This window comes from Elioraea tepida (assembly GCF_019203965.1).
Lineage (GTDB): Bacteria > Pseudomonadota > Alphaproteobacteria > Acetobacterales > Acetobacteraceae > Elioraea_A > Elioraea_A tepida.
On sequence record NZ_CP076448.1, the window covers coordinates 1,035,164 to 1,060,824 of the forward strand.

The following is a 25,661-nucleotide window of genomic DNA, read 5'->3' on the forward strand; positions in this document are numbered from 1 at the left end:
AGGCGGGCGGGCGCGCAAAGGGCCGATCCGCCGAAGCGACGCCTGGGCCGGGGACGGATGAGACGGGCGCTCGAATTCTGTGCACGCCAGGGCGCTGTCCTGCTCGCCGCCTCGATCTTCCTCGGTCTCCTTGTGCCGCCGCTTGCCCGCGCGATGCGGTTCATCATCACGCCGACGGTGGTCGGGCTGATGACGCTCGTTCTCCTGCGCGTCGATTTCGCGGCCGTCTTCGCCTATCTCCGCCGCCCCGTTCTCGTCGTGTGGCTGCTCGCCTGGCTGATGGTGGGCGCGCCGATCGCCGCCTTCGCCGCCGTCCGGCTCGCCGAGGTGGTGGGGGTGTCGGGGCCGCTCGGTGCCGCTTTCGTGATCGCCGCGACCGGCTGCGCGGCCACCTCCGCGCCGGCCTTCGCGCGGCTCGTCGGCCTCGATGCGCAGCTCTCGCTCGTTGGCTCGGTGCTCTCGACCCTGCTCGTGCCGTTCACGGCACCGCCGCTCGCGCTCGGGCTCCTCGGCGTCGTGCTGCCGATCACCGTCGGCGGGCTGATGGCGCGTCTCGCCCTCGTGGTCGGCCTGCCGCTGCTCGCGAGCCTGCTGATCCGGCGTGTCGTCGGGGATGAGCGGCTCAGCCCCTGGGGCGGGGCGATCGATGGGGCGGCGGTTCTGCTCGTCTGCCTCTACGGGATCGCGGTGATGGACGGGATCCTCGCCGCGGCGGTCTCGCGGTTCGGGCTCGTCGCCGCCGCGACCCTGCTCGCCTTCCTCGTCAACTACGGCATGAACGCGCTCACCACGCTTCTGTTCCTGCCCTTCGGGCGGGCGATCGCGCTCGCGACCGGGCTGATGTCGGGCAACCGCAACATGGCGCTCTACCTCGCCGTGATGCCGCGCGACAGCGACCCAGCACTCCTGATGTTCTTCGCGCTCTGCCAGTTCCCGCTGTTTCTGAGCCCGTTCCTGCTCAGGCCGATCTACCGCCGGCTGGTCAGGCCGCAGCCGTCGTGACGGCCTCCGACGCCTTCGGCCGGACGCCGAGGATGTGGGCGATCGCGTAGGTCAGGTCGGGGCGATTGAGGGTGTAGAAGTGGAACTCGTCGATCCCAGCCGCCTGGAGCAGGCGAACCAGCTCGGCCGCGGCGACGGCGGCGACCATGCGCCGCGTCTCCGGGTCATCGTCGAGGCCTTCGAACAGGTGGGCGAGCCAGGCCGGGACGGTCGCGCCGCACATCGCGCTGAACTTCAGCACCTGGGCGAAATTGGTCACCGGCAGGATGCCGGGAACGATCGGGACGGTGATGCCGGCGGCGACACAGCGGTCGAGGAAGCGGAGATAGACATCCGCCTCGAAGAAGTACTGGGTGATCGCCCTGGTCGCGCCGGCGTCGATCTTCCGCTTGAGGTTGTCGAGGTCGGCCTCCGGCGAAAGCGCGGCCGGATGACCCTCCGGATAGGCGGCGACCGAGATCTCGAACGGCGCGATGGCGCGAAGCCCGGCCACGAGATCGGCGGCGTAGGCGTAGCCTTCGGGGTGGGGCTCGTAGCGCGCCGTGCCGGCGGGCGGGTCGCCCCGGAGGGCGACGATGTGGCGCACGCCCGCGTCCCAATACGCTCGGGCCACCTGATCGACCTCGGCGCGCGAGGCCCCGACACAGGTCAGGTGCGCGGCCGGGGTGAGCGAGGTCTCGCGGGCGATCCGCGCCACCGTGGCGTGCGTGCGCTCCCGGGTCGAGCCGCCCGCGCCATAGGTGACGGACACGAAGCGCGGCCTGAGCGGCTCGAGCCGTCGGATGCAGGTCCAGAGCTGGGCCTCGAGCGCCTCGGTCTTCGGCGGGAAGAACTCGAACGAGAGTTTCGGCGGCGCAAGCCCGTCCGGCCGCGCCGGAGGGGCCGAAAAGCGCGGCCCCGCCGCCCAGCGGGCAAGCACCGACTCGGACGGGTTGGCCATGGGCGTGTGCAGCATCAGGCCCTTCCTCCAGATCTCCCGCGGCATGAATGGCGACGGAAGGCGTTGCACGCAAGCCTCACCGGGCGGGCGCGTGCCGGCGGTCACCCGTAAATCGCTTGCAAACCTGTCTAGGCGACAGTAGGTGCGCGACGCTACTGTGAGGCGCGTAAATCGTGGCGGCAGGGGCGCCTGCAGTACGCGACGGCGCGCGGCCATCCGCCGCGGTCGGAGCGACCCGGAGCAACAGAGTGTGGATGAGACCGTGACCAGTCGCCTGCCCCTGAGAGCCGCCGCAGCGCTCGGCATGCTCGCCCTGCTCGCCGCATGCACCACGCCTCCCCCCGCCTCGGACCCGGAGGCGCGAGCAGAGTATTTCGAGACGAACGACCCGTGGGAGCCGACCAACCGGGTTCTCTTCTTCGTCAACGACGGGATCGACACGTTGCTCCTCCGCCCGGCGGCCGAGGCCTACCGGATCTTCGTCCCCCCACCCATCCGCGCAGGGATCGGCAACGTGATCGACAACCTGTTGCTGCCGCGCAGCGCGCTGAACAGCCTGATGCAGGGCAACACGACGCTTGCCGGCCAGAACGCGGCCCGCTTCGTGATCAACAGCACGCTCGGTGTCGGCGGCATCATCGATCTCGCCTCCGACATGGGGATCGAGGGACGGTTCGAGGATTTCGGCCAGACCCTCGCCATCTGGGCCGGAACCACCAATGGCGGGCCCTATCTCGTTCTTCCCGTGCTCGGCCCGTCCAACCTGCGCGACACGTTCGGCCGGGCAATGGACATGGTCACCGACCCCTTCACCTACATCCTGAGCCCTGATGCGAGGCTCGTGCGCACGGGCGTGTCGGTCGTCGACACCCGCGAGCAGCTGATCGAGCCGCTCGATGCGCTGAGGGCCTCCAGCCTCGACTACTACGCCGCAACGCGCAGCGCCTACATTCAGCAGCGCGAGCGCGACATCCGCAACGAGGGGCGGGTGCAGCGGCGCTTCTTCAACTGGGAGGGGGAGATCCGGGTCGGCCCGCAGCGATGAGGCGTCGCCTGTTCTCCGCCTGCCTCGTCTCCCTGCCGTTCGCGGCCGCCGCACCGCTTGCGGCCGCGGCCGACCTTCCCTCCCGCGCGGCTGGGTTCATCGAGGCGCGCGGGGCGGAGGTGATCGCTGTGATCAACGGACCGGGCACCCTGGAGGAGAAACGCGAGCGGGTGGCTGCGATCCTGCGCGAGGCGGTCGATGTCCGCGGGGTCGCCCAGTTCGTGCTCGGCCGGCACTGGCGCACCGCGACGGCGCCGCAGCGTGACGCCTATCTCGCCCTGTTCGAGGAACTGCTCGTGCGCACCCTGTCCTCACGCTTCGGCGAGCTCAACGGCGCGAGCTTCACCGTGTCGCGCGCGCAGATGGTCTCCGAGGACGAGGCGGTTGTCTCGACCGTGGTGACGCGGCCGAACACCCCGGCGGTGACGCTCGATTGGCGCGTCGCGGATATCGGGGGCAAGCCGAAGATCGTCGACCTCGTTGCCGAAGGCACGAGCCTCAGGATCACCCAACGCTCCGAATATTCCGCCGTCGTGCAGCGCAGCGGCGGCGTGGACGGGCTGCTCAACGCCATGCGCCAACAGCTCGCCCAGCTCGAGCAGCAGGCCCTGCCCCGCTGAGACCGAGGCTCGGGCCGGCAGCTCGCGAAGGCAGGTCCTAAAGCGCAAGCGGGCAGCGCCCGGGCGGCGAGCCCGTAGCGTGAGCCTTGGCAGACTGTGGGGGTGGCCGCTCTGCCCTCCGACCGCCACTCAGGCCTTGACCACCTCGAGATAGGCGATCGCCTCGTTGACGCTCGAAAATGCGGTGCGGGAGGCGACCTCGCGAGGGTCGAGCGCTCCCGCTAGCCGAGACAGCATCGCCTCGTCGCGGAAATAAGGCTCGAGGCCGGCGACGACCGTCCAGAACGCCGAGTCCGGCGCGCCCGGCGCGCGGCAGGACAAGAGCAGACGTCCGCCCGGCTTAAGGCGCGCAAAGGCGGCGACCACGAGCGCCTCGGCGGCAGCGTCGGCCATCGTCTCGAGCGTCTTGCAGTAGACGACGTCGAACTGCCCGACGAGGTCGGGCCGGAGCAGGGTCGCGAGCACGTTGCCCCGGATCGGCACGACCCAGGGAAGCGGCATCGACCGGGCGATCTCCGCTGCGGCCTTGGTCTCGCCGACCAGCGCCACCCAGCGGCCTATCGCGCCCGCAGGGCCGGCGATCGAGGACTGCGCCTCGCGCATGTAGCCTGGGTCGATGGCGAGCACCTCGGCGCCGAACCGCCGCTCGGACGCCGCGTCCATGTACCGCGCGAGCAGCCGGCGGCGGTCGCGGACGGCGTCGCACAGAGCGAGCGACGAGGTCGCGGCATGGATGTTCCGGCCGACCGGCTCGGTCGCCTGGACGAGACGGTCTCCCTCGGGGTGGCGGAGCATCAGGTCGCCGATCGTCATCTCCGGCGCGGCGGTGCGCCTGCCCGCCCGGCGCATGTGGTGGATGAGCGGATCGCGGCCGAGCTCCCGCATCAAGGGATGGAGCGCGATGCCCTTGCGCAACAGCGCCCATTCCTGCGGATCGGCCGCGTCGGCGGCGGCGCCGAGGGCGGCGACAAATCGGCTCACCTCGCGATAGGCCGAAACGGGATCCTCGAGGGACCGCAGGCAGCGATCGGCGAGGCGAAAGAGCGCCTCACCGCTCGGCGCCTCCAGGAGGAACTGAACGCGATTGCGCATCGATTCCCTGCTTCTTCCCGTGATCTCTGCGCGTTGACCGTCGGCAGGATGGGTAGGCGGCGCCTCGATCGCATCACCCGAACGGGTGAGGCTGGTTGCATCACGCCCCGCGTCTGGCGATGCTTCGCTCATGCAGAATGATGCGGTCCTCGCGCTTGCCCTTGCCTTTTCGGAGGCCGGGCTCGATGGCGCGCCGCTGCGTGAGGCGCTCGGCCGTCTCGCCGCCGCGACCGGGGCGGAGGAGGCGCTGCTCTACCGGAGCGGGCCCGCGGGCGGGTGGGTGGACGTCCAGAGCATCAGGACCGGAGAGGATGTTCTCGCTGCCTATCAGCGTGAGTTTATCCCGCGCAATCCGCGCGAGCGCGTCTGGGCTGCGATGCCGGCGGGCGTGGCGGTGGACATCGACCGTCTGGTCGATCCAGACGAGGTCGCGGTGGGCCCGCTTGCCGCGTTCATGCGACGCTCGGGCTTCCCGGCGCGGCATGTGTGCGGGATACGGCTCGACCTCGGCCAAGGGGAGGTGGCGCGCCTGTCGCTTGGCCGAAACGGGTTGGGAGGCTTCGCTCCGCGCGCCCTTGACCTGCTTTCGGCACTCGGCCCGCATCTTGTCGGCATGCTGCGCGCGCGCGCCCTGCTCGATGCATCGCCCCCCGGCCGACGCCCGCAGGCCTTCGGTATCGACGAGATCGAGGTTCTGCCTCAGCCGCTTGCGATCATCTCCGGAACGCCCCCGCTTCTCGTGGCCAACGCGGCGCTGCGTCGGCTCGCGCGTCGGCGCGATGGCCTGACTTTCGGCCATGCCCGCCTCGCGGCGTCCGATCCGCGCGCCGATTCGGCGCTCGCCCGGGCGATCGAGGCGCTCGCGCACGGCGTGGGCCCCGGCGTCCCGCCGGTGCGCAGCGTCGCCGTGCCGCGCCGGGGCCATGCCCTGCCCTATGTCGTTCAGGTGATGGCGCTGAGGGGGGCGCCGCCGCGCGCCCATGCCGTGCTGCTTGCGGTGACCGACCCCGCCGCCGGCAAGCCCGATCCGAGGCTTTTGCGCGACGTGCTCGGGCTCACCCAGGCCGAAGCCGCGCTTGCGGCGGAGCTTGCGGCCGGAGCGACGCTCGCCGCCGCAGCCCGGGCGCGCGGCATCTCGCTCGAGACAGCACGCACCCAGCTCAAATCCGTGCTCGGCAAGACCGGCTGCGCCCGCCAGCAGGATCTCGCCCGACTGCTCGCGCGCCTCGCCCCGGAGCCTGGCGGATGAGCGGGGAGGAAGCAGCGGCGGCGGGACGCCTCGCCGAGATCGCCCTTGCCTTCTACGCCGCGGCGACCGGCACCGGCAGCTTCGAGCGGGCGCTCGCGCTGAGCCGGGCGGCGCTCGGCGCCGACACGTGCTTCTACTACGTCAGCCGGCTCGACGATGCGACGCGGCTCGACCTTCATGTCGCCGGCGCCGTCTCCGCCGACCGGATCGACGACTACACGCACCGCTGGGCGCCGCTCAATCTTCGCCAGCGCGCCTGGGTCGAGGTGCCGGACGGGCAAGTGATCGATTTCGACCGGGTCGTGCCTGCGTCCGAGTTCGTCCAGTCGGCAGCCTGGCGCGGCTTCATGCGCGCCCACGTGCCGATGCTGCACGCGCTCGGCCTTGCCGTGACCGTCGTGCCCGGCCTGCAGGCGCGGCTTGGGCTTGGGCGCCTGCCTGAGAACGGCCCCTTCCCCAACGAGGCGCGGGCGCGGCTTGCCGCTCTCGCACCGCATCTGCGCCGGGCGGCGCGGGCGCGGATGCGGCTCGTCGATGCCCAGGCTGCCTCACCCCTGTCGCAGGATGTCGCCGGGCTCGTGGAGCTCGCGGTCGCGCGGTATGACCGCGAGGGGAGATTCCTCGGGGCGAACGGGCCGATGCGCCGGCTCGCCGCGCGTCGGGATGGGCTCGCTCTCGGTCCGGCCGGGCTGATGCCGCAGCGGCCGGGCGATGCCGCAGCGCTTGCGGATGCGATCCGCGGCGCCGAGAGCGGCGTGCGTCTGCCGCTTGCGCGCGCGAGCGGGCCGGTGCCCTACCTCGCCGACGTGATCCCAATCCTGCCGCCCAAGCGTGAGGTGCTCGTGGTGGTGAGCGACCCTGCCGCTCCGGTGGCCGTGACCGAAGCAAGCCTCGCCGAGCTTTTCGGCCTGACGGAGGGGCAGGCGGCTCTCGCCCGCGCCATCGCCGAGGGTGTTCCGCTCAATGTGCACGCGGCCTGCGCCGGGATCCCGCTCGAGACCGCACGGTCTCGGCTCAAGGCCGTGCTCGCACGCACAGGCTGCCGTCGCCAGGCAGAGCTCGCCGCCCTGCTCGCCCGGCTCCCCGGCCTCCGGCCACTCACACCCTGACGAGCGGCTTGTACCTGATCCGGTGCGGGTCGGTCGCGTGCTCGCCGAGGCGTCGGCGCTTGTCCTCCTCGTAGGCCTGGAAATTGCCCTCGAACCACTCGACGTGGCTGTCGCCCTCGAAGGCGAGGATGTGGGTGCAGAGACGGTCGAGGAACCAGCGGTCGTGGCTGATCACCACCACGCAGCCGGCGAAATCGGCCAGGGCATCCTCGAGCGCGCGCAGCGTATCGACGTCGAGGTCGTTGGTCGGCTCGTCGAGCAGCAGAACGTTCGCCCCCGATTTCAGAATCTTGGCGAGGTGCACCCGGTTGCGCTCGCCGCCCGAGAGGATGCCCACCTTCTTCTGCTGGTCAGGGCCCTTGAAGTTGAACGCACCGACATAGGCGCGCGAGGGCACGGCGCGCTTGCCGAGCTGGATCACGTCCTGCCCGCCCGAGATCTCCTCCCAGACGGTCTTGTTCGGGTCGAGGCTGTCCCGGCTCTGGTCGACATAGCCGAGCTTCACCGTCTCGCCGATCCGCAAGTTTCCGGCATCGGGCGTCTCCTGGCCGGTGATCATGCGGAACAGGGTCGTCTTCCCTGCGCCGTTCGGCCCGATCACACCGACGATGCCGCCGGGCGGAAGCTTGAAGCTCAGATCCTCGATCAGGAGTCGGTCGCCATAGCCCTTGGTCAGACCCTCCGCCTCGATCACCGTGTCGCCGAGGCGAGGGCCCGGCGGGATGACGATCTCGGCCACCCCTTGGGCCTGCTGCTCGCTCTTGGCGAGCAGCTCCTCATAGCGCTGGATCCGCGCCTTGTTCTTGGCCTGCCGCGCCTTGGGGCTTGCCGCGATCCACTCCCGCTCGGCCGCGAGCGCCCGCATCCGGGCGGTCTCCTCCTTCTCCTCCTGGGCGAGGCGCTTCAGCTTCTGCTCGAGCCAGGAGGAATAGTTGCCTTCGAAGGGGATGCCCCGGCCGCGCTCGATCTCGAGGATCCAGCCGGTGACGTTGTCGAGGAAGTAGCGGTCATGGGTGACGACCATGACCGTGCCCGGATACTCGCGCAGCGTCCGCTCGAGCCAGGCCACGCTCTCGGCATCGAGGTGGTTGGTCGGCTCGTCGAGCAGGAGAAGGTCAGGCTTCTCGAGCAGCAGCCTGCAGAGAGCCACGCGCCGCTTCTCGCCGCCCGAGAGGTTGGTCACCGGACTGTCGGGAGGAGGGCAGCGCAGCGCATCGAGAGCGATCTCGATCTGGCGGTCGAGCTCCCAGCCGTTCGCCGCGTCGATCTTCTCCTGCAGCTCCGCCTGCTCGGCGAGCAGGGCGGTCATTTCATCTTCTGAGAGCTCCTCGGCGAAGCGGGCGGAGATGGCGTTGAACCGATCGAGCCAGCCGACGACCTCGCCGAGCGCCTCGCGCACGTTCTCGGCGACCGTCTTCGTCGGGTCGAGTTCCGGCTCCTGCGGCAGGTAGCCGACGCGAACCCCCTCCGCGGCCCAGGCCTCGCCGCCGAAATCGGTGTCGAGACCGGCCATGATCCTGAGCAGGGTCGACTTGCCGGCGCCGTTGACGCCGAGCACGCCGATCTTCGCTCCGGGCAGGAAGGAGAGGGTGATGCCCTTGAACACCTCGCGCCCGCCCGGGTAGGCCTTGGTGAGGTTCTTCATCACGTAGACGTACTGGTAGGCGGGCATGGTCTCTGCCTTCCGGCTTGGATGCGGCGGGGAGCGCCGGTTCTACCGATGCCCCCGGGCGGCCGCAACCGCGACGCGACGACGACGCCGCATCGCCGGCGCCACGGCATGAGCGGTGCTGTCGCCCCGGCTCGCGCGCGAGAGCGGCCAAGGCCGTTGGACCGCGGAAGCCCTGGTGGGCCGGGCAGGACTCGAACCTGCAACCAGGCCGTTATGAGCGGCCAGCTCTGACCATTGAGCTACCGGCCCACCCCCCGGCCGAGTGATGCGGGCAGGCGGAGCCGAGCGCAAGCCCCGCCTGCAGAGACCGCCGCCGGTGAACGGCGCCGCAGCCCCTCCGCACGACGGGCCTGCGGACGGGAGGGCGGAGCGCGGGGGGCCCCCACGCCCGAACCCGTGGCGCGCGCGAGCCGGTGCCGCTAGAAGCCGTGCACCCTGAGGCCTAGCCCCTCTGTCTCGACCGCGAGGAGACGCACGTGGACATCAGCCGGATCGCGATCGGCCGCAACCCGCCCCACGACATCAACGTGATCGTCGAGATCCCCCAGGGCGGCGTTCCGGTGAAGTACGAGCTCGACAAGGCCTCGGGCGCGCTCACGGTCGACCGGTTCCTGCACACGGCGATGTACTACCCAGGCAATTACGGGTTCATCCCGCACACCCTCGCCGAGGACGGGGACCCGATGGACGTGATGATCGTGACCCAGGCGGGGCTCGTTCCGGGCTGCATCGTGCGCTGCCGGCCCGTCGGCGTGCTGCAGATGCGCGACGAGGCGGGGCCTGACGAGAAGATCCTCGCCGTGCCGGTAGACAAGCTGCACCCGTTCTACACTGGGATCCGCAGCTACACCGACCTGCCCGCGATCCTGATCGACCAGATCGCGCATTTCTTCAAGCACTACAAGGATCTCGAGAAGGGCAAGGAGGTCAGCTTGGGCGAGTGGGCGGGCCCCGAGGTCGCCGAGCGGCTCATCCTCGAGAGCATCCGGCGCGAGGCGGAGGCGAAGGAGGCCCGGAGCCGCGAGGACTAGCCCCTCACCCGAGCAGGGCGTTCCACAGGGCGAAGGAGGGGGCGGCGGCGACCGTGCTCCAGAGGCAGAGGGCGGCGGCCGTGCGCGAATCCTGCCCCCCGGCGGCGGCGACGAGGAAGAAGCCGAGCGAGACCGGGCAGGCCGCCATCATCGCCCCCGCCACCACCGCCCCGCGCGGCAGATCAAGCAGCATCGCCGCCCCAACATAGGCCGCCGGCTGCAGGACGAGCTTCGCCGGCACGGCGGCAGCGACACCGGCAAGCGGGCGGAACGACAGCCCTGCGCCACCGGCGGCGAGCACCGCGCCGAGACTGACGAGAGCGCCCGGAACCGCGCCGCCCGAGAGCATCGCGGCAAGCCGCGCCGCCGGCTCAGGCAGCGCGAGCCCAAAGCCCCGCAGCCCAAGGCCCGCGAGCATCGCCCATGCGATCGGCGCGCGGACGAGAGCGCCGAGCCCCGCGCCGAGCCCGCCGCGCGCCATCAACACCATGCCGAGATTGAGCGTGCCGAGAACGTCGAGCACGAGCAGAGCGATCGCGGCGCCGACCGCCGCCGGGTCGGCCCCGAGCGGGGAGACGGCGATCGCGGGCAGGCCGATATAGCCGAGATTGGCGCTGATCGCGGCCATGAAGGCCATGCGCCGCAGGCCGCGGCGCGCGCCCATGGCCGAGGCCCCGCCCGCGACGGCGGAGGCGAGCACATAGGCGAGCGGAGCGAGCAGGGCCGCAGGCGGCGGCCGTTCCGCCTCGACGACGAACCGGAATACGAAGGCCGGCAGGGCCGCATAGAGAACGAAGGCGCGCAAGCCAGCCTGCGCCTGGGGTGCCGCGAGCGGCCCGCGCCCGAGCAGCCAGCCGAGCAGAATCAGGGCGAAGAACGGGAGAAGGATGGGGAGCGGGATCACGTGCCGGTCGCGGTCGCATCCTCCGTGCCTAATGCCGCCGCGAACGACCGCGACGACAGGTTCGATGCCGCCGAGCCCTCGCTCACGGTTCCCGGCCCTCGCGCTCCAGAACCTCTGCGCGCAACGCTCCGCGGCCGCGAGGCTCTGCCTCGGCGCAGCGAGCGGGCCTGACCCCGATACCGGCGGGGCTCAGAGCCCCGCCTGCTCGAGCCGGCAGATCGCGCGCGCAAGCGCCTGGGCGCGCGGCACCAAGCTCTCGACCTCGAGATATTCCTCCGGCGTGTGCGCCTTGCCCCCGACCGGCCCGACACCGCACAGCGTGGGCGCTCCCACCGCGGCCGTGAACCCGCTGTCGGCGCAGCCGCCCGAGAACTCGCCCTTGAGCTCGGGGTGTCCGGAGGCGTCACGGTAGAGGGCGAACAGGGCCTCGGAGGCTGCGCCCTGCGTGACGGGCAGGAACTCGCCGTTGATCCGCCAGGAGGACTTCGTGCCCGGAACGTTCGCCGTGCGCACGATCGCCTCGATTCGGGCGAGGATCTCCTCGCGCTGCGCCGGCTCGACATAGCGGAAATCGATGTCGAACTCGGCCCACGGCGCGACGGTGTTGACGCTCTGCCCGCCGCGCACGACGCCCACGTTCAGCGTGATCCCTCGCGCGAGGTCGGTCAGCGCATGCACCGCCTGAACCTTGCGCGCGAGCTCCTCGATCGCGCTGATGCCGGCTTCGAAATTGCCGCCCGAATGCGCCGCCCTGCCCTCGATCGAAACGGTCGAGAACACGCCCCCCTTGCGGCCGGTGACGACGTTGCCGGAGGGCCGCCCCGGCTCGCTGTTGAACACCGCCCGCGCCATCCTCCCTTCCGCCTCGATCAGCGGTCTGCCCTCGGGCGAGGCGATCTCCTCGTCGGCCGTGAACAGGCCGACGATCGGGGCGGGGTGGCCGCCGAACTTCCGGAAGGCGGCGATCACGAAACAGTTCATCACGAGGCCCGCCTTCATGTCCGCGACCCCGGGTCCGTAGGCGAGGCCGTTCTCGACACGGAACGGGCGGCGCGCGGCCTCGCCGCGTGGGAACACCGTGTCGCGATGGCCCAAGAGGACGATGTTGCGCCGCGCGTTCGCTCCGGCCGACGCCGCCCCGGGAGCATCGAGCACGGCGCGCAGCACATCGCCCTGCTGCGCGCCGGGCGTCACCTCAACGGGGATGCCATGCTCGGCGAAGAAGGCCTTGATCTGCTCGCCAACCGAATCGACCCCCGCCTTGTCGGCGCTGCCGCTGTCGGTGTTCACCATCCGCTCGAGCATCGCGAGCATCGCCTGCCTCTGGGTGGCGAGCCAGGCGGTGATGGCGGCTTCCGTCGGCGCTGCGGTCATGCGGGGCTCCCGGTCTGTCCCGCCGCAGGGTTGGCGGCACGGGCGCCCTGGTCAAGCCCCGGGGCGGAAGGGCGAACGGCGGTCAGGCGCACGCCGCGCCTCGGGAGCGCGCGCCAGACCCCGCCGTTTCGTCCATACTCGTCCGCCGCCCGAGGACCGGCGAGGACCATGAGCACCGGACTGATCGCGCTTCTCGACGACGTCGCCGCCATCGCCAAGGTCGCGGCCGCCTCGCTCGACGACGTGGCCGCCGCGGCCTCGAAGGCGGGCGCCAAGGCCGCCGGCGTGGTGATCGACGACGCCGCGGTCACGCCGCGCTATGTGGTCGGCCTCGCGGCCGCACGCGAACTGCCGATCATCCGCCGCATCGCGCTCGGCTCGCTCCGGAACAAGATCGTCATCCTCCTGCCCGCCGCACTTGCGCTCTCGGCGCTCGCACCGTGGGCGATCACACCGCTGCTCATGCTCGGCGGCGCCTGGCTCTGCTACGAGGGCACGGAGAAGGTGTCCGGCGCGCTGTTCCGCCACGCGACGGAGTCGCACGCGGAGGTGGCCGGCCCCGCAGGCGGCGACCCGCAGTCGGTTGAGGACGCGAAGGTGCGCGCCGCCATCTCCACCGATCTCATCCTGTCGGCCGAGATCATGGCGATCGCGCTCGCGACCCTCCCCGATATCGCGCTGCCCATGCAGGCGGCCATCCTCTCGGCCGTTGCCTTCGGCATCACTGTGGCGGTGTATGGCACGGTCGCGCTGATCGTGAAGGCAGATGATGATGCCGGCGTAGCGCTTGCCGCGAGCGGCAACCGCTTCGTCGCGGCTCTCGGGCGCGGGCTCGTGCGCGGCATGCCGCCCCTGCTTGCGGGCTTGAGCATCCTCGGCACGGCGGCGATGGTCTGGGTGGGCGGCGGGATCATCGTGCATGGGCTCGAGGCGTTCGGGCTGGGCGCGCTCGGCCATGCGATCGATCGCGCGGGCCATGTGGTCGGGGCGCTTGTTCCGGCTGCGGACGGTGCAATCTCCTGGGCTGTCGCGGCCGCAGGGGCAGGGGTCGTCGGCCTCGCCGTGGGGTTCGCGCTGGTCCCGCTCGTCGAGCGGATCGCCCGCCCGCTCGCTCGGCGGCTTCGCGCGCGCACACGCTGAAGGAGGAACGGCATGCCGGCCAATGCGCCCACCATCGCCGTGCTGCCGGGCGACGGCATCGGCGCGGAGGTGATCGCGGCGACGCTGCCGGTGCTCGACCGTCTCGCGCCACGGCATCGGGCTCCGCTTCGAGCACCTGCGCGCCGGGGCGTTCTGCTATCGCGACACCGGAACGGCGATGAGCGAGGAGACGTTCCGTCGCGCCGCTGCGGCGGATGCGATCCTGCTCGGCGCAATGGGCTGGCCGGGAATACGTGTCGAGGACGGAACGGAGCTCGCGCCCCAGCTCGAGCTTCGCGCCCGGCTCGACCTCTACGCCGGCGTCCGCCCCGTGCGCGCGATCCCGGGCGTGCCGGTGGCGCTCGCCGCCCCCCGCGCGCGGGGGATCGACCTCGTGATCGTCCGCGAGAGCACCGAGGGCTGTTCCATTCGCGCGGCTGCGGCAGGGTCACCGACATGGCCGAAGAGACGCTGCGGATCACCCGCGCGAGCACCGAGCGTCTGGCACGCTTCTCCTTCCGGCTCGCCGAGCACCGCGCGCGGGTGCGCGGCCGACGCGGCGAGGTCAGGCTCGTTGACAAGGCGAACGTGTTCCGCGCCTTCGCCTTCATGCGACGAGTGTTCGACGAGCAGGCGCGCGCGCACCCTGACGTCGCCTACGCGACCCACTACGTCGATGCGATGGCGCTCGACCTCGTCCGGCGCCGCTGGGACTTCGACGTGCTGCCGACCGAGACCATGTTCGGCGACATCCTCTCCGACCTTGCCGCCGGTCTCGTCGGAGGCATGGGCTTCGCGCCGTCGGCCGATATCGGCGACAGCCATGCCGTGTTCCAGCCGGCGCATGGCTCCGCTCCCGACATCGCCGGGCGCGGCCCTTGCCAACCCGACCGCCAGCTTGCTTTCGGCGGCGATGCTGCTCGAGTGGCTCGGCGCGCGCGGCGCCGGAGCGCGCTTCGCCGATGCGGCGGCGGAGCTAGCCGAGGCAGTGGATGGCGCCTTCGCCGACGGCCGCTCCACGCCCGACATCGGCGGAAGCGCCGGCACGGTCGCCGCGGCCGCGGCGGTGGCGGAGCGGCTCAGGCCGGCAGCTTCCGGCTGAACACGCTCCCCCAGCGCTCGGCGAGCGGCGCGGTGTCGTGCCCGAGCGTCCTCAGCACCCACCAAAGCGGCACCGTGGTCGTATCAAGCACGGGGATGCCGTGGCGACGCTCGGCCTCCGCCGCGAGAAGCCCGCCTGCGAAATTGGTGGAGACGGAGAGGATCGCCTCCGGCCGCGACGCCGCCACCGCGTCGAGCTGGGCGGCGATCTCGGCAAGCGGAACGGAGGCGTAGGAGAGATTGTCGGCAAGCCCCGCGTGGGTTTCGGCCACCGTCTCGCAGCCCCAGCGGGCGAACTCGGCGACAAGCCGCTGCTGGTAGGCGGACGTGAACGGTGTCGCGAGGCCGATCCGCCGCGCGCCGAGGCCGCGCAGCGCCACCGCGAGCGCGAGCATCGAGGTGGTGGCCGGGATGCCGGTCTCGGCGGTGATGGCGTCGGCAAGGGCGCGGTCATGCTGAAGCCCGATGGCCCCGCCCTTCGAGCCGTTCCAGAAGATCACGTCGGGCTTCGCGTCGGCGAGCAGGCGCGCGGCGGCGAGCATCCCGTCCATGTCGTAGCTGTCCGGGAACGGATCGACCGCGCCACGAACCGCGATCCGCGCATAGTGCGCTGACACGCCCGGCACGGCCGAAAGCAGTGCGGTCGTCACCCGCTCGACCACCACATTGCCCGAAGGCGTGATCACCCCGAGCCGGTGCGTGTAGCCCATCGCATCCACCATCGTAACTTCCCCTTCTTCAGAACCCGGCCGCCCGCGGCAGCCACAGCACAAGCCCGGGCACCAGCATGCAGGCGCCAAGAAGCCCGTACAGAAACGCAACGAACGGCCAGACATGCCGCGCGATCTCGCCCACCGGCATGCGCGCAAGCCCGCAGACGACGAACAGCACCACGCCGACAGGCGGCGTCAGCATGCCGATCACGAGGTTAAACACGAACAGGAACCCGAAATGCAGCGGATCCACACCGTAGTCGACCGCGATCGGGTGCAGGAGCGGCACGAGCATGATGTAGGCGGCATTGCTCTCGAGGAAGCAGCCGACGACCACAAGCACCACCGCGACGAGCGCCATGAAGGTGAGCGGGTCGGTGGTGATCCCCTTCAGCCAGGCGGCGAGCTTCTGCGGAAAGAGGTCGATCGTCAGCATGTAGGTGACGGCGGAGGCGAAGGCGATCATGGCGCCGACCACGGCGGTGGTGACCACCGTCGCGCCGATCGCTTCCGGAAGATCGGCCAGCCTCAGCCGGCGGGTGACGAGGAACCCGACCGCGAGCGCATAGACCACCGCGACGGCAGAGCCCTCGGTCGCGGTGAAGGCGCCGCCGACAGTGCCGCCGATCACCACCACCGGCATCATCAGCACGATGAAGGAGCGCCTGAGCTCGGAGAGCACGCGACGCGCGCTGAACGCCTCGCCGGTGAGCGGCAGGCCCCGGGCGTGGGCGATCACCGAGCACATCGTGAGCATGCCGAGGACGAGCAACAGGCCCGGGATGACACCCGAAAGGAACAGCCCGCCCACCGAGACCGTGGAGCCCGCCATGTAGGCATAGACGATCATCGCCCCAGAGGGCGGAATGATCGGGCCGAGATTGGCCGAAGCCGCGATCACCGCGGCGGAGAAGCCCCTGCCGTAGTGACGCTCGAGCGGGCGGAGCATGGTCGAGCCGAGGGCGGAGGCATCGGCCACCGCAGCGCCCGAGACGGTGGAGAGACCCATGCCCGCGAGCACCGTCACATGGCCGAGCCCGCCGCGCACGCGGCCGATCGCGGCGTTGGCGAGGTCGATCAGCCGCTCCATGATGCCGGCCTTCAGCATCAGCTCGCCTGCAAGCACGAAGAACGGGATCGACATCAGCGGGAAGGCGTTCACCGCGTTCATCATCCGCGTCGGCAGCATGTTCAGCGGGAAGCCGCTCTCGAGCACGCCAGCGACCGCACCGAGGCCGAGCGCGAACGCAAGCGGCATGCCGATCAGGGCGGCGCCGAGGAACACGAGCATCACGGAGAGGCTCATGCGCGCCCCCGCTCCCCGGCGACCGCCGCGGCGAGGTTGAGCGCCGAGACCGCCATGCCGACCACCACCGGGACGAGGAACCAGCCCGAGGAAAGCTCGACCGAGATCATCCGCTCGTCCCACTGCTCGGCGGCGATCAGGCCGGCCTGCCAGGCGACGATCGCGGCAAACGCCGCAGCGCCTGCGAGCACGAGGCGTCGAACCGCCCGCGCGACGGCGGCAGGCAGCATGGCGGCCGCGAGCTCGATGGCGATATGGGCACGCGCGCGCACCGCCACCGCGATGCCGAGGAACACGGTGGTGACGAAGGCGAGCCGCGCGATCTCGTCCGCCCAGCCGATCGAGGCGTTGAGGCCGTAGCGCGCCACGACTTGCGCGAACACCACGGCCACCATCACGGCGACGACGAGGACGAGGACGGCGCGGATGCCCCGGTCGATCAGGGAGAGCAGCCGGTCCACGGCACCGGTCAGGCGCCTGCGCGGGCGACCTCGGCCTGGACGCGATCGACCAGATCGGCGCCGATCCGCGCCTTGATCCCGTCCACCACGCCGGCGGTGAGGGCGCGCATCCGCGCAAGCTCCGAAGGCGGAAGCGGGTCATACTGAATGCCACGGGCCTGCAGGGCGGCGAGCGCCTCGCCGTCGGTGCGCGCCGCGAGCTCGCGCTGCGCCTTGATCGCGCTGCCCATCGCGGTGCGGATGATCCCCTGCTGCTCGGCCGACAGCGCGCCGAAGCCGCGGCGATTGGCGACGACCGAGATGAAGTCGAAGAAGTGGCCGGTGTTGGTCAGGTGCCGCTGCACCTCGAAATAGCGGCTCGCGAGGATGATGGCGTAGGGGTTCTCCTGGCCATCGACCACGCGCTGCTGCAGCGCCGAGTAGAGCTCGCGGATGTCCATCGCCACCGGGTTGGCGCCGAGCGCGCGGAAGGTGGCGAGATGGGTCTCGTTCGGCTGAAGCCTGATCTTGAGCCCGCGAAGATCATCGACGCTGCGGATCGGCTTGGCGGCCGTGGTCACATGGCGGAAGCCGAGCTCCATGAAGCCGAGCGAGATGAACCCCCTGTCGGCCATGCGCTGATCGAGCAGCTCGCCGACCGGGCCGTCCACGACCTTGAAGGCGGCCTCCCGGGAAGGGAACTGGAACGGCAGGCTGATCGCCTCAAGCTCCGGAACGGTCCGGGAAAGGAACGCCATGCCCACCCAGGTCATCAAAAGCGTGCCGGCGCGCACCTGGCTCACGTTCTCCTGCGCGCCGCCGAGCTGCATCGCGGGGAAGGTGTCCACCTCCATGCGCCCGCCGGAGAGCCGCGCCACCTCGGCCTTGAAGCCCTCGATGGCGATCGAGGAGGAGTGCTCGGTCGCGCAGTTGCCGGCGATCCTGATCCGTGTGGCCGGCTGGCCGAACACCGCCGGGGCGGCGAGAGCGGCCGGGGCGGCGGCGAGGGCGGCGAGGGCGCTGCGGCGCCGGAGGGTCATGGCGTGTCGGCTCCGATCAGGATCGCTCCGGCCGGGCGGCCGGAGCGCGTGGCGTGTGGATGCAGCCGCCGTGCCATGCGAGGGGGCGGCCTTCGGCGTGCGGCGTGAGGGGGCGATGCCGCATGCGGCGGCACCTGCCGCCTGTGTGTTCGGCATCGGCCAAGGTGATCGGGCCGCACGGGGGGCGTGCACCCGGCCGCGTTCATGCTACCGTCTGCCGGGGGACGCCGCCCCCCACGGCGCCAGAACCAGCAAACGATGCGAGGAAACCGATGCACGAGACCTCTCCCGTGAGCCTCTCCCGTCGCGCCGCGCTCGGCGCGCTCGGCGCCGCCGCGGCGCTGCCACTTTTCGGCCGCGCGGAGGCAGCGGCGCCGATCACCGGCATCCGCGCGCCAGACTGGTATCGCTTGCGGATCGGCGAGTTCGAGGCCACCGTCGTTCAGGACGGGCCGCTCGCGCTCGGCGAGCCCGCGGGCGGCTTCCCGCAGCACCCGCGCGACGACCTGACGTCCCTCCTGCGGTCGAACTTCCTGCCGACCAATGCGCTGACGCTCGACCAGAACTGCCTGTTCCTCAACACCGGTCGGCAGCTCATCCTGTTCGACAGCGGCGTCGGCGTCACCCGGCCGTTCGGCCTCGGCACCGGGCTCCTGCTCGCCAACATGCGGGCGGCCGGCCTGCAGCCCGAGCAGGTCGATGCGGTCGTGATCAGCCACGCGCACATCGACCATTGCTGGGGCATCATTGGCGCCGACGGCAAGCCGAACTTCCCGAACGCGCAGATCTTCATCTCGAAGGCCGATTTCGACTTCTGGACGGCGGAGGACCGGCAGAACGCTCAAGGCTGGCTGGGCGATTTCGTCAAGGGAGCGCGGCGCAACCTCCTGCCGGTGCGTGACCGGATCACCTTCGTCGAGGACGGCAAGGAGGTCGTCCCGGGCGTGATCGCGGTCTCCGCGCCGGGGCACACGGTGGGCCACACCGTCTATGCCATCCAGTCGGGCAAGTCGCGGGCGATGTTCATCGGCGACCTCGCGCACCACCAGGTGATCATGCTGCGCCGGCCGCAGATCGAGTTCGCCTTCGACACCGACCCGCGGCTCTCCGCCCAGTCTCGGCTTCGGGTCTTGCGGATGCTCGCGCAGGAGCGGATGGGCATCGTCGCCTACCACTTCCCCTTCCCGGGTGTCGGCCATGTTGCCGCCGAGGGCGAGGGCTTCGGGTGGTATCCGGCCCCCTGGGGCACCGACCTCTGAGCATCGACGCCTCCTGCGCCGCCGAGCTCACGCTCCGCGGCGCAGGAGCAGACGACCGTTCCGTCCGCGAGAGGGTTCGGCAGCGTCGGCTCCTCGCAGTGCGGGCAGAGAACCACCTCGCGACTCATCCCCTGCCCTCCTCCTCGCGGCCACGATCGGGAAGCGGCCTGAGCGCGGCGATGGCCTCCGCCAGCGCCTCGTTTTGTGCACCGCGGGCGAGGCGGGCGGCCGCGTCGCGCGCCGCCTCGAAGCCGGCGACATAGCCGGCATAGGTCGCGCGGTCGAGGCTCTTCGCCAGCGCCCGCGCCGCGGCCCGGGCCGAATCGCCTGCCGCGCTCATCCCGCCTTCGCCGGGCTCTGCGCCTTCAAGGCCAGGATCGCGCGGTCCAGCACCTCGGCGAGCGTCCGCACGAGCGCGATCGCCTCCTGGCCGCGGCCCTCGCGGGCGGCGGCCTCGATCTCGCCGGCACGCTCGGCGAGCTCGCGCAGGCCGTAGTTCGCAGCCCCGCCGCGCAGCGCATGCGCCTCGCGCTGCAGCATCACAAGATCGGCTGACGCCGCCGCGCTCTCGAGCGAGCGGGCGCGGCTCTTCACTTCGTCGATGCAGGCGCCGATCAGCATCGCGAGCGTGTCAGGGGAGAGGCCGCGGCGAAGCCGGGCGAAATGGTCCTCGTCGATGCCGCCTGGCATGGCGGAAGGCGGCGGCTCGGCCGGGCCGTGCGGCAACTGCCGCGCCAGCGCCTCGTTCAGCATCCGTGCCGTCAACGGCTTCGCGAGCACGCCGTTCATGCCGGAGGCGAGGAAACGCTCGCGGTCGCCCGCAAGAACGTTTGCCGTCAGCGCGATGATCGGCACCCGGCCCGCCGGCCCCGGCAGGGAGCGGATCTCGCGCGTCGCGGCGAGCCCGTCCATCTCCGGCATGAACATGTCCATGAAGACGACGTCGTAGGGGCGGGCGCGCACCGCCTCGACCGCCTCGATGCCGTTGCCGACCACGTCGACGTGGTGGCCGGCCTTGCGCAGGAGCGTTGCCGCGACGAGCTGGTTGGCGGGGCTGTCCTCCGCGAGCAGCACCCGGGCGCGGCGGACGGGAACGAGCGAGAGGGGCTCGGCCTGCGGCTCGGGCGCCCCCTCGGCCTCCGGCAGCTCGAGGATGAACCAGAAGACGCTGCCCCCTCCCGGACGCGCGTCGATGCCGATCGTGCCGCCGAGCAGTTCGACGAGGCGGCGGCAGATCGCAAGACCGAGCCCGGTTCCGCCGGTGCGCCGGGCATCCGGTCCCTCGAGCTGCGAGAACGGCTGGAACAGGAGCGCGCGCTGCTCCGGCGGGATGCCAGGGCCGCGGTCGGCGACGGCGAAGCGAAGGAGGTGCGTGCGCGACCCGTCCCTCCGCCCGCCAGCGACGGTGACAGAGACAGCGATCTGGCCTCTCCGGCTGAACTTCACCGCGTTCGAGATCAGGTTGAGGAGGATCTGCCGGATCCGGCCCGAATCGCCGCGCAGAGCGGCCGGCACGCCCGCGCCGATCTCGACCGCGATGTCGAGGTCGCGCTCGCGCGCCTGCGGCCGGAACAGCTCGACCGCGCCGGCAACGAGCGGCGCGAGCGCGAAATCCGACGGCTCGAGCACGAGCTTGCCCGCCTCGATCTTCGAGAGGTCGAGGATGTCGTTGATGATGGCGAGCAGGTGCTCGGCGCTCTCCCGCGCCGTCTCGACATAGCGCCGCTGTTCCGGGTCGAGCGGCGTGTCGACGAGCAGGCCCAGAGTGCCGATCACCGCGTTCATCGGCGTGCGGATCTCGTGGCTGACGACCGCGACGAAGCTGGACTTCGCAGCCGAGGCGGCCTCGGCGATCTCGCGGGCGCGGCGCATCTCCTCCTCGGCGCGGCGCCTCGGCGTGATGTCGGTATAGACGGTCACGAAGCCGCCGCCCGGCAGGCCGGTGCGCTTCGCTTCGATCACCCGCCCGTCCGGCCGGGTCCGCTCGTAGATGCCGAACGAGCCGGCGCGGACCATGTCGAGGCGCCGGCGCACCTCGGCCTCGATGTCGCCCGAGCCGAACTCGCCCTCAGCCGCCTGGGCACGGATGATGCTCTCGTAGCTCGCCCCCTCGAACAGAACCGAGGGCGGCAGGTTGAGGAGGTCCTCGAGCCGGTCGTTCCAGGTCACGAGGCGGTAACTCGCGTCGAAGACCGTCACGCCATCGGAAAGGTTGGCGAGCGTCGTCTCGAGCAGGGCCGACTTCTCGTCCGCAAGCCGCTTGGCGCGCGCCATCTCGCGGTTCGCCTCCTCGAGCACGACGCGCTCGCGCGCGAGCTCCGCCTCGCGCCGGGCGCGGCGGCCGACCTCGAGCAACAGCGCGCCGACGAGCGCGGCGAGGGCGAGCGTGATGCCACCCGCGGCGACCAGCGTGGCAAGCCAGCGCCGGGTGATGCCCGCGCTGATCACCCGCTCCGGGATCGCCACGACCGCGATCAGCGGCACCTCGGGAACGTGGCGGAAGGAGACGTGCAGCATTGCCTCCGCCTCCGCTGGTGCGGCCACGACGAGCGTGCCGCGGGGGGCGGCGCGCATCCCGAGGAACAGCGGCGAGGCGCCGATGTCCTGGCCCACCTCGCCGAGCAGCGGGCCGGAGGAGGCGCGCACCACACCGTCGGTGCCGACGAGGGCGAGCTCGAGTCCGGTCTCGCGCTCGGCGTCGATCACCGGTCGCAGCAGATCGACCGGGTCGAGCTCCGCGGCGATCACCCCAGCGAAGGCGCCGTCGGGCCGCGTCAGCCGGGCGGGAACGGCGATCGAGATCCGGCCGTTCAGCTGGCTGGCGAAGGGCCGGCTGACATAGGGCCGCTGTCCCTCGCCGGACGCGAGCGCGAGGAAGAAGTCGCGGTCGCCGGAGACGACGAGCCCACGCGGGGCGAGCGGGGCTGCACCGGCGACGACGCCGTCGGCCCCGACGAGCAGGACCTGCGCCACCGCCTCATCGATCTGGCGGAGCCGCCCGAACAGCGCATCGGCGGAGACGGCCGGGGGTTCGCCGGGTGCCTCGCGCAGAAGCTGGTCGCGCGCGGCCGCGAGCTGGGCGTGCACCATACCGAACACCCGACGCGCATGGGCATCGAGCGTGGCGGCGGTGGTGGCGGCAAGCCGGGCCGCCTCCTCGCGCTGCGCCTCGCTCGCGGCGGCGAGCTGGCCGATCACGCCGACCCACAGCACGGCGATCGCGAGCGCGCCTGCGGCGACAAGCCCAAGCGACGTCGGCCAGCGGCGCAGGAGCCGGGCGAGCGCCCGCGCCGAGGCCGGACGCGCCGCCTCCTCAACGGAGGGCGGCGTCGCCGCCGGCGCCGCCGCGGCCGCTCCTGTCTGACCCTGACCGGTCATCGGTCGCGCGTCATGCCTCGCTGCCTCAGCGCCTGCCACTCTGCCGGGCAGGCCGGCGTGGCGCAACAACCGGGGCAGGTGTGCGGGCCTGTGCCTTGCCCGGGGCGTGCCGCCTACCTATGGTGCCGCCGCGCCGGAGCCGGCGCCTCGAGCCAATGCGCGTTCCGGAGACGAGAGGCGATGTCGAAGATCAAGGTGAAGAACCCCGTCGTCGAGATGGACGGGGACGAGATGACGCGCATCATCTGGGGGTTCATCAAGCAGAAGTTGATCCTTCCCTATCTCGACATCGACCTGAAATATTTCGATCTCGGCATCGAGAATCGTGACAGGACGAACGACCAGGTCACCGTCGATGCCGCCAACGCCACCAAGCAATATGGCGTCGCGGTCAAATGTGCGACCATCACGCCCGACGAGGCGCGGGTGAAGGAGTTCGGGCTCAAGAAGATGTGGCGCAGCCCGAACGGAACCATCCGCAACATACTCGACGGCACGATCTTCCGCGAGCCGATCATCTGCCGCAACGTGCCGCGCCTCGTGCCGCACTGGGACAAGCCGATCGTGATCGGCCGCCATGCCTATGGCGACATCTACAAGGCGGCCGAGTTCAAGATCCCTGGCCCCGGCAGCGTCACGATCACCTGGACGCCGCACGACGGCACGCCCGGGCTCGCGATGGAGGTGATCGACATGAAGGGCCCGGGCGTGGCGCTCGGCATGCACAACACGGTCGCCTCGATCGAGGGCTTCGCGCGCGCCACCTTCAACTACGGCCTGATGCGCAACTTCCCGGTCTACCTCTCGACCAAGAACACGATCCTCAAGGCCTATGACGGCACCTTCAAGGACGTCTTCCAGGAGGTCTTCGAGCGCGAGTTCAAGGCCGAGTTCGACAAGCGCGGCCTGACCTACGAGCACCGCCTGATCGACGACATGGTGGCCTGCGCGCTCAAGTGGCGCGGCGGCTACATATGGGCGTGCAAGAACTACGACGGCGATGTCGAGAGCGACATCGTCGCCCAAGGGTTCGGCTCGCTCGGGCTGATGACCTCGGTTTTGCTCACCCCCGACGGCAAGACGGTGGAGAGCGAGGCGGCGCACGGCACGGTCACCCGCCACTATCGCGAGCACCAGGCCGGCCGCGAGACCTCGACCAACCCGATCGCCTCGATCTTCGCCTGGACGCGGGGGCTTGCCTATCGCGGCCGGTTCGACGGCACGCCCGAGGTCGAGCGGTTCGCGACCACGCTCGAGCGGGTGTGCATCGAGACGGTCGAGGCAGGGTTCATGACCAAGGACCTCGCGATGCTGATCGGGCCGACCCAGCCCTGGCTAAACACCCAGGCCTTCCTCGACAAGATCGACGCCAACCTCAAGGCGGCGATGGCCGCCTGGTAGGCTGACAGGCCCGGGCGGAGCAGGCGACGCCCTGGATGTACCCCTTCTACGTGAGGATCGTCGGCGCGCGTCAGGGCGCCTTCCCCGGCGAGGCGCCCTCGCCGCACGAGGGCAAGTTGGTCGGCCTTGCCTTCGAACTGTCGAGCAGCGTGCCGGACGGCTCACGCGGGCGCGCGGCGGCACGGGCTGTAGCTGGCCCGGTGCGCTTCACCCGTGCCTGGGGCGCGGCGAGCCCGTTCCTGCTCGCCGCGCTTGCCACCGGCGAGACGCTGACCGAGGTCACGTTCGAGTTCGTGCGCACGACCGAGGAGGGGATCGAGGCGATCCTTCAGCGGGTGCGGCTCCACGGCGCGCGTGTGGTCGGGCTGCGACGCGTTATCGGGCTTGATGCGCAACCGGCGAGCCTGCTGCCGCTGCCGCCGCTCGAGGAGGTGACGCTCTCCTGCTCCGGCCTCGACCTCGAGCACGTTCCGACCGCCACGACGGCGATGATCGGGACGGGGGCGGCAGCGCGGCGACCTGGGACGCGTCGAGGCGCCGCAGCGCCGGCCCGGCCCTTGCGGCGTCGCTGACCCCTCGCGCGGCGTCGATGCTCGGCCCGTTCTCGCCGCTCGATCTCGTGGCGCTTGCAGTGTTCGTCGCCTCTTGGGTCGGCTACGCCACGGTGGTCGACCGCGTGCCCGCGATCCGGGCGAGAAGCGTGATCGCGGCGATGGACGAGCACAGGCGCCGCTGGATGCGGGCGATGGTGACGCGCGACCCGCGCGTCGTCGATGCCATCATCATCGGCAACCTGATGTCGTCGGCGACCTTCCTCGCCACGACGGCGATCTTCATCCTGGGCGGCCTCGTCGCCATGCTCGGCGCCTCCGACCTCGGCTTGCGCGTCGTCGGCGCCCTGCCCTTCACATCGACCGGGACCGAGCTCCTGTGGGAGATCAAGGTCGGGCTGTTGATCCTCATCTTCATCCAGGCCTTCTTCGCGCTCACCTGGTCGATCCGCCAGTTCAACTACGCCCAGATCATCATGGGCGGGATCGGCGCGACGGCCGATGACGACGCCTTCGCCCGCGCCGAGATGGCGGCCAAGATCGCCAACCGTGCCGCGCGGCATTTCAACACGGGGCTTCGGGCTTACTATTTCGGGCTCGCCGCGCTCGCCTGGATCATCCACCCCGTCGCCCTGATCGCGGCAAGCCTCGCGGTGCTTGCGGAGCTGCACCGGAGGGAGTTCCGCTCGGTCGTGAACGAGGCGATGCGCTCGCGGCCTTGACCGCGGCGGCAGCGCGAGCCCATCTCCGCCGCGCATGCACGAGCTCGGCGCTGACATCACCTCGCTGATCCGCGAGAACGCGGGCCTTGCCGTGCCGCTGACCTTCCTGGTCGCCTTCTGCGAGTCGGTGGCTCTCGTCTCCTTCCTCGTCCCGGCGACGGTGATCCTGCTCGGGCTCGGCGCGATCGTTGGCGCCGGGGCGGTCGAGTTCCTGCCGGTCTGGGCGGCCGCGGCGGCCGGGGCGGTGGCCGGGGACGTGATCTCCTACTGGCTCGGCTGGCGGTTCAAGCGCCGCGTCGCCGGGCTCTGGCCGCTGTCGCGCGATCCCTCTCTCCTGCCGCGGGCGGAGGCGTTCTTCCGGCGCTGGGGCATCGCCGGGGTGTTCTTCGGCAAGTTCCTCGGCCCGATGCGGGCGACGGTTCCGCTCGCGGCCGGTCTGACGGCGATGTGTCCGGTGCGCTTCAAGCTCGCCACCGTCGCCTCGGCAGCCGTCTGGTCGGCCGCGATTCTGGCGCCGGGCGCCTTCGGGGTTTCGCTGCTCGCCTGATCGGGACTTGAACGCGCTCCCGAGC

Annotated in this window: 24 protein-coding genes, 1 tRNA gene and 2 pseudogenes; 15 read left to right on the plus strand and 12 right to left on the minus strand. The window is 71.2% G+C overall.

Annotation, left to right across the window (positions count from 1 at the left end):
• Positions 1 to 57 precede the first annotated feature (57 nt).
• Positions 58 to 1,002, plus strand: coding sequence for a hypothetical protein (locus tag KO353_RS04990; protein WP_218286627.1), 945 nt, complete (start codon positions 58 to 60; stop codon positions 1,000 to 1,002).
• Here KO353_RS04990 and metF read toward each other — a convergent pair.
• Positions 983 to 1,957, minus strand: coding sequence for a methylenetetrahydrofolate reductase (gene metF, locus KO353_RS04995; protein WP_218286628.1), 975 nt, complete (start codon positions 1,955 to 1,957; stop codon positions 983 to 985). The genes KO353_RS04990 and metF overlap by 20 nt on opposite strands.
• Before the next feature lie 247 nt (positions 1,958 to 2,204).
• Between metF and KO353_RS05000 the strand changes: the two genes are divergently transcribed.
• Complete coding sequence (locus KO353_RS05000; protein WP_218286629.1) at positions 2,205 to 2,987, plus strand: MlaA family lipoprotein; 783 nt, start codon at positions 2,205 to 2,207, stop codon at positions 2,985 to 2,987.
• Positions 2,984 to 3,607, plus strand: coding sequence for an MlaC/ttg2D family ABC transporter substrate-binding protein (locus tag KO353_RS05005; RefSeq protein WP_218286630.1), 624 nt, complete (start codon positions 2,984 to 2,986; stop codon positions 3,605 to 3,607). The genes KO353_RS05000 and KO353_RS05005 overlap by 4 nt, the downstream gene beginning before the upstream one ends.
• A 129-nt stretch (positions 3,608 to 3,736) precedes the next feature.
• Here KO353_RS05005 and KO353_RS05010 read toward each other — a convergent pair whose 3' ends face one another.
• Positions 3,737 to 4,699 carry a hypothetical protein gene (locus tag KO353_RS05010; RefSeq protein WP_218286631.1) on the minus strand — a complete coding sequence of 321 codons (963 nt, stop codon included), beginning with the start codon at positions 4,697 to 4,699 and terminating at the stop codon, positions 3,737 to 3,739.
• 130 nt (positions 4,700 to 4,829) lie between these two features.
• Between KO353_RS05010 and KO353_RS05015 the strand changes: the two genes are divergently transcribed.
• Both KO353_RS05015 and KO353_RS05020 read left to right on the plus strand, forming a co-directional pair.
• Positions 4,830 to 5,948, plus strand: a complete 1,119-nt coding sequence (locus KO353_RS05015) for a hypothetical protein (RefSeq protein ID WP_218286632.1) — start codon at positions 4,830 to 4,832, stop codon at positions 5,946 to 5,948.
• Positions 5,945 to 7,057: a helix-turn-helix transcriptional regulator gene (locus KO353_RS05020; protein WP_218286633.1), complete on the plus strand. Its 1,113-nt coding sequence runs from the start codon at positions 5,945 to 5,947 to the stop codon at positions 7,055 to 7,057. The genes KO353_RS05015 and KO353_RS05020 overlap by 4 nt, the downstream gene beginning before the upstream one ends.
• Here KO353_RS05020 and ettA read toward each other — a convergent pair.
• Positions 7,047 to 8,729, minus strand: coding sequence for an energy-dependent translational throttle protein EttA (ettA, locus tag KO353_RS05025; RefSeq protein WP_218286634.1), 1,683 nt, complete (start codon positions 8,727 to 8,729; stop codon positions 7,047 to 7,049). The genes KO353_RS05020 and ettA overlap by 11 nt on opposite strands.
• Before the next feature lie 173 nt (positions 8,730 to 8,902).
• Positions 8,903 to 8,978, minus strand: a tRNA-Ile gene (locus KO353_RS05030).
• A 227-nt stretch (positions 8,979 to 9,205) separates the two neighbouring features.
• On the opposite strand from KO353_RS05030, the gene ppa reads away from it, so the two are divergent.
• Positions 9,206 to 9,760, plus strand: a complete 555-nt coding sequence (gene ppa, locus KO353_RS05035; protein WP_218286635.1) for an inorganic diphosphatase — start codon at positions 9,206 to 9,208, stop codon at positions 9,758 to 9,760.
• A gap of 4 nt (positions 9,761 to 9,764) precedes the next feature.
• On the opposite strand, the gene KO353_RS05040 is transcribed toward ppa, so the two are convergent.
• On the minus strand, positions 9,765 to 10,664 hold the full coding sequence (locus tag KO353_RS05040; RefSeq protein ID WP_218286636.1) for an AEC family transporter: 900 nt from the start codon (positions 10,662 to 10,664) through the stop codon (positions 9,765 to 9,767).
• 189 nt (positions 10,665 to 10,853) lie between these two features.
• The gene (locus KO353_RS05045) at positions 10,854 to 12,038 is read right to left on the minus strand and encodes a M20 family metallopeptidase (RefSeq protein WP_218286637.1); all 1,185 of its coding nucleotides are present in this window, start codon (positions 12,036 to 12,038) and stop codon (positions 10,854 to 10,856) included.
• A 168-nt stretch (positions 12,039 to 12,206) separates the two neighbouring features.
• On the opposite strand from KO353_RS05045, the gene KO353_RS05050 reads away from it, so the two are divergent.
• From KO353_RS05050 to KO353_RS16680, 4 genes and pseudogenes are all read left to right on the plus strand, one after another.
• Positions 12,207 to 13,178 (plus strand): DUF808 family protein, encoded by a 972-nt coding sequence (locus KO353_RS05050; RefSeq protein ID WP_218286638.1) that lies wholly within the window; start codon positions 12,207 to 12,209, stop codon positions 13,176 to 13,178.
• Positions 13,179 to 13,314: 136 nt separating this feature from the next.
• Positions 13,315 to 13,542, plus strand: a pseudogene (locus KO353_RS16670) (isocitrate/isopropylmalate family dehydrogenase); the annotation flags it as partial.
• Positions 13,543 to 13,634: 92 nt separating this feature from the next.
• Positions 13,635 to 13,982 (plus strand): annotated as a pseudogene (locus KO353_RS16675) (isocitrate/isopropylmalate family dehydrogenase); the annotation flags it as partial.
• Between the two features lie 40 nt (positions 13,983 to 14,022).
• Positions 14,023 to 14,280 (plus strand): isocitrate/isopropylmalate family dehydrogenase, encoded by a 258-nt coding sequence (locus KO353_RS16680; RefSeq protein WP_268906212.1) that lies wholly within the window; start codon positions 14,023 to 14,025, stop codon positions 14,278 to 14,280.
• On the opposite strand, the gene KO353_RS05060 is transcribed toward KO353_RS16680, so the two are convergent.
• From KO353_RS05060 to KO353_RS05075, 4 genes are read right to left on the minus strand one after another with little or no spacing between them, the layout of a single operon-like run.
• Complete coding sequence (locus tag KO353_RS05060) at positions 14,258 to 15,001, minus strand: maleate cis-trans isomerase family protein (protein ID WP_218286639.1); 744 nt, start codon at positions 14,999 to 15,001, stop codon at positions 14,258 to 14,260. The genes KO353_RS16680 and KO353_RS05060 overlap by 23 nt on opposite strands.
• Positions 15,002 to 15,017: 16 nt before the next feature.
• Positions 15,018 to 16,298, minus strand: coding sequence for a TRAP transporter large permease (locus tag KO353_RS05065; protein WP_218286640.1), 1,281 nt, complete (start codon positions 16,296 to 16,298; stop codon positions 15,018 to 15,020).
• Complete coding sequence (locus tag KO353_RS05070) at positions 16,295 to 16,759, minus strand: TRAP transporter small permease (protein ID WP_218286641.1); 465 nt, start codon at positions 16,757 to 16,759, stop codon at positions 16,295 to 16,297. Before KO353_RS05070 ends, KO353_RS05065 begins: the two co-directional genes overlap by 4 nt.
• An 8-nt stretch (positions 16,760 to 16,767) precedes the next feature.
• The gene (locus KO353_RS05075) at positions 16,768 to 17,778 is read right to left on the minus strand and encodes a TRAP transporter substrate-binding protein (RefSeq protein ID WP_218286642.1); all 1,011 of its coding nucleotides are present in this window, start codon (positions 17,776 to 17,778) and stop codon (positions 16,768 to 16,770) included.
• Positions 17,779 to 18,050: 272 nt separating this feature from the next.
• Here KO353_RS05075 and KO353_RS05080 point away from each other — a divergent pair, with 272 nt between their 5' ends.
• The gene (locus KO353_RS05080; RefSeq protein ID WP_218286643.1) at positions 18,051 to 19,037 is read left to right on the plus strand and encodes an MBL fold metallo-hydrolase; all 987 of its coding nucleotides are present in this window, start codon (positions 18,051 to 18,053) and stop codon (positions 19,035 to 19,037) included.
• Positions 19,038 to 19,161: 124 nt separating this feature from the next.
• Here KO353_RS05080 and KO353_RS05085 read toward each other — a convergent pair whose 3' ends face one another.
• Together KO353_RS05085 and KO353_RS05090 are read right to left on the minus strand one after the other, a co-directional pair.
• Positions 19,162 to 19,377 (minus strand): hypothetical protein, encoded by a 216-nt coding sequence (locus KO353_RS05085; RefSeq protein WP_218286644.1) that lies wholly within the window; start codon positions 19,375 to 19,377, stop codon positions 19,162 to 19,164.
• Positions 19,374 to 22,415, minus strand: coding sequence for a PAS-domain containing protein (locus tag KO353_RS05090; protein ID WP_218286645.1), 3,042 nt, complete (start codon positions 22,413 to 22,415; stop codon positions 19,374 to 19,376). Before KO353_RS05090 ends, KO353_RS05085 begins: the two co-directional genes overlap by 4 nt.
• 180 nt (positions 22,416 to 22,595) lie before the next feature.
• On the opposite strand from KO353_RS05090, the gene KO353_RS05095 reads away from it, so the two are divergent.
• The 4 genes from KO353_RS05095 to KO353_RS05110 are packed head-to-tail and all read left to right on the plus strand — an operon-like array spanning position 22,596 to position 25,636.
• On the plus strand, positions 22,596 to 23,816 hold the full coding sequence (locus KO353_RS05095) for an NADP-dependent isocitrate dehydrogenase (protein WP_218286646.1): 1,221 nt from the start codon (positions 22,596 to 22,598) through the stop codon (positions 23,814 to 23,816).
• A gap of 35 nt (positions 23,817 to 23,851) precedes the next feature.
• Positions 23,852 to 24,388, plus strand: a complete 537-nt coding sequence (gene tssD, locus KO353_RS05100) for a type VI secretion system tube protein TssD (RefSeq protein WP_218286647.1) — start codon at positions 23,852 to 23,854, stop codon at positions 24,386 to 24,388.
• 17 nt (positions 24,389 to 24,405) lie between these two features.
• Entirely contained in the window at positions 24,406 to 25,089 is a 684-nt protein-coding gene (locus tag KO353_RS05105) for a DUF599 domain-containing protein (RefSeq protein WP_218286648.1), read from the plus strand.
• Between the two features lie 34 nt (positions 25,090 to 25,123).
• Positions 25,124 to 25,636, plus strand: coding sequence for a DedA family protein (locus KO353_RS05110; RefSeq protein WP_218286649.1), 513 nt, complete (start codon positions 25,124 to 25,126; stop codon positions 25,634 to 25,636).
• Positions 25,637 to 25,661: the final 25 nt, after the last annotated feature.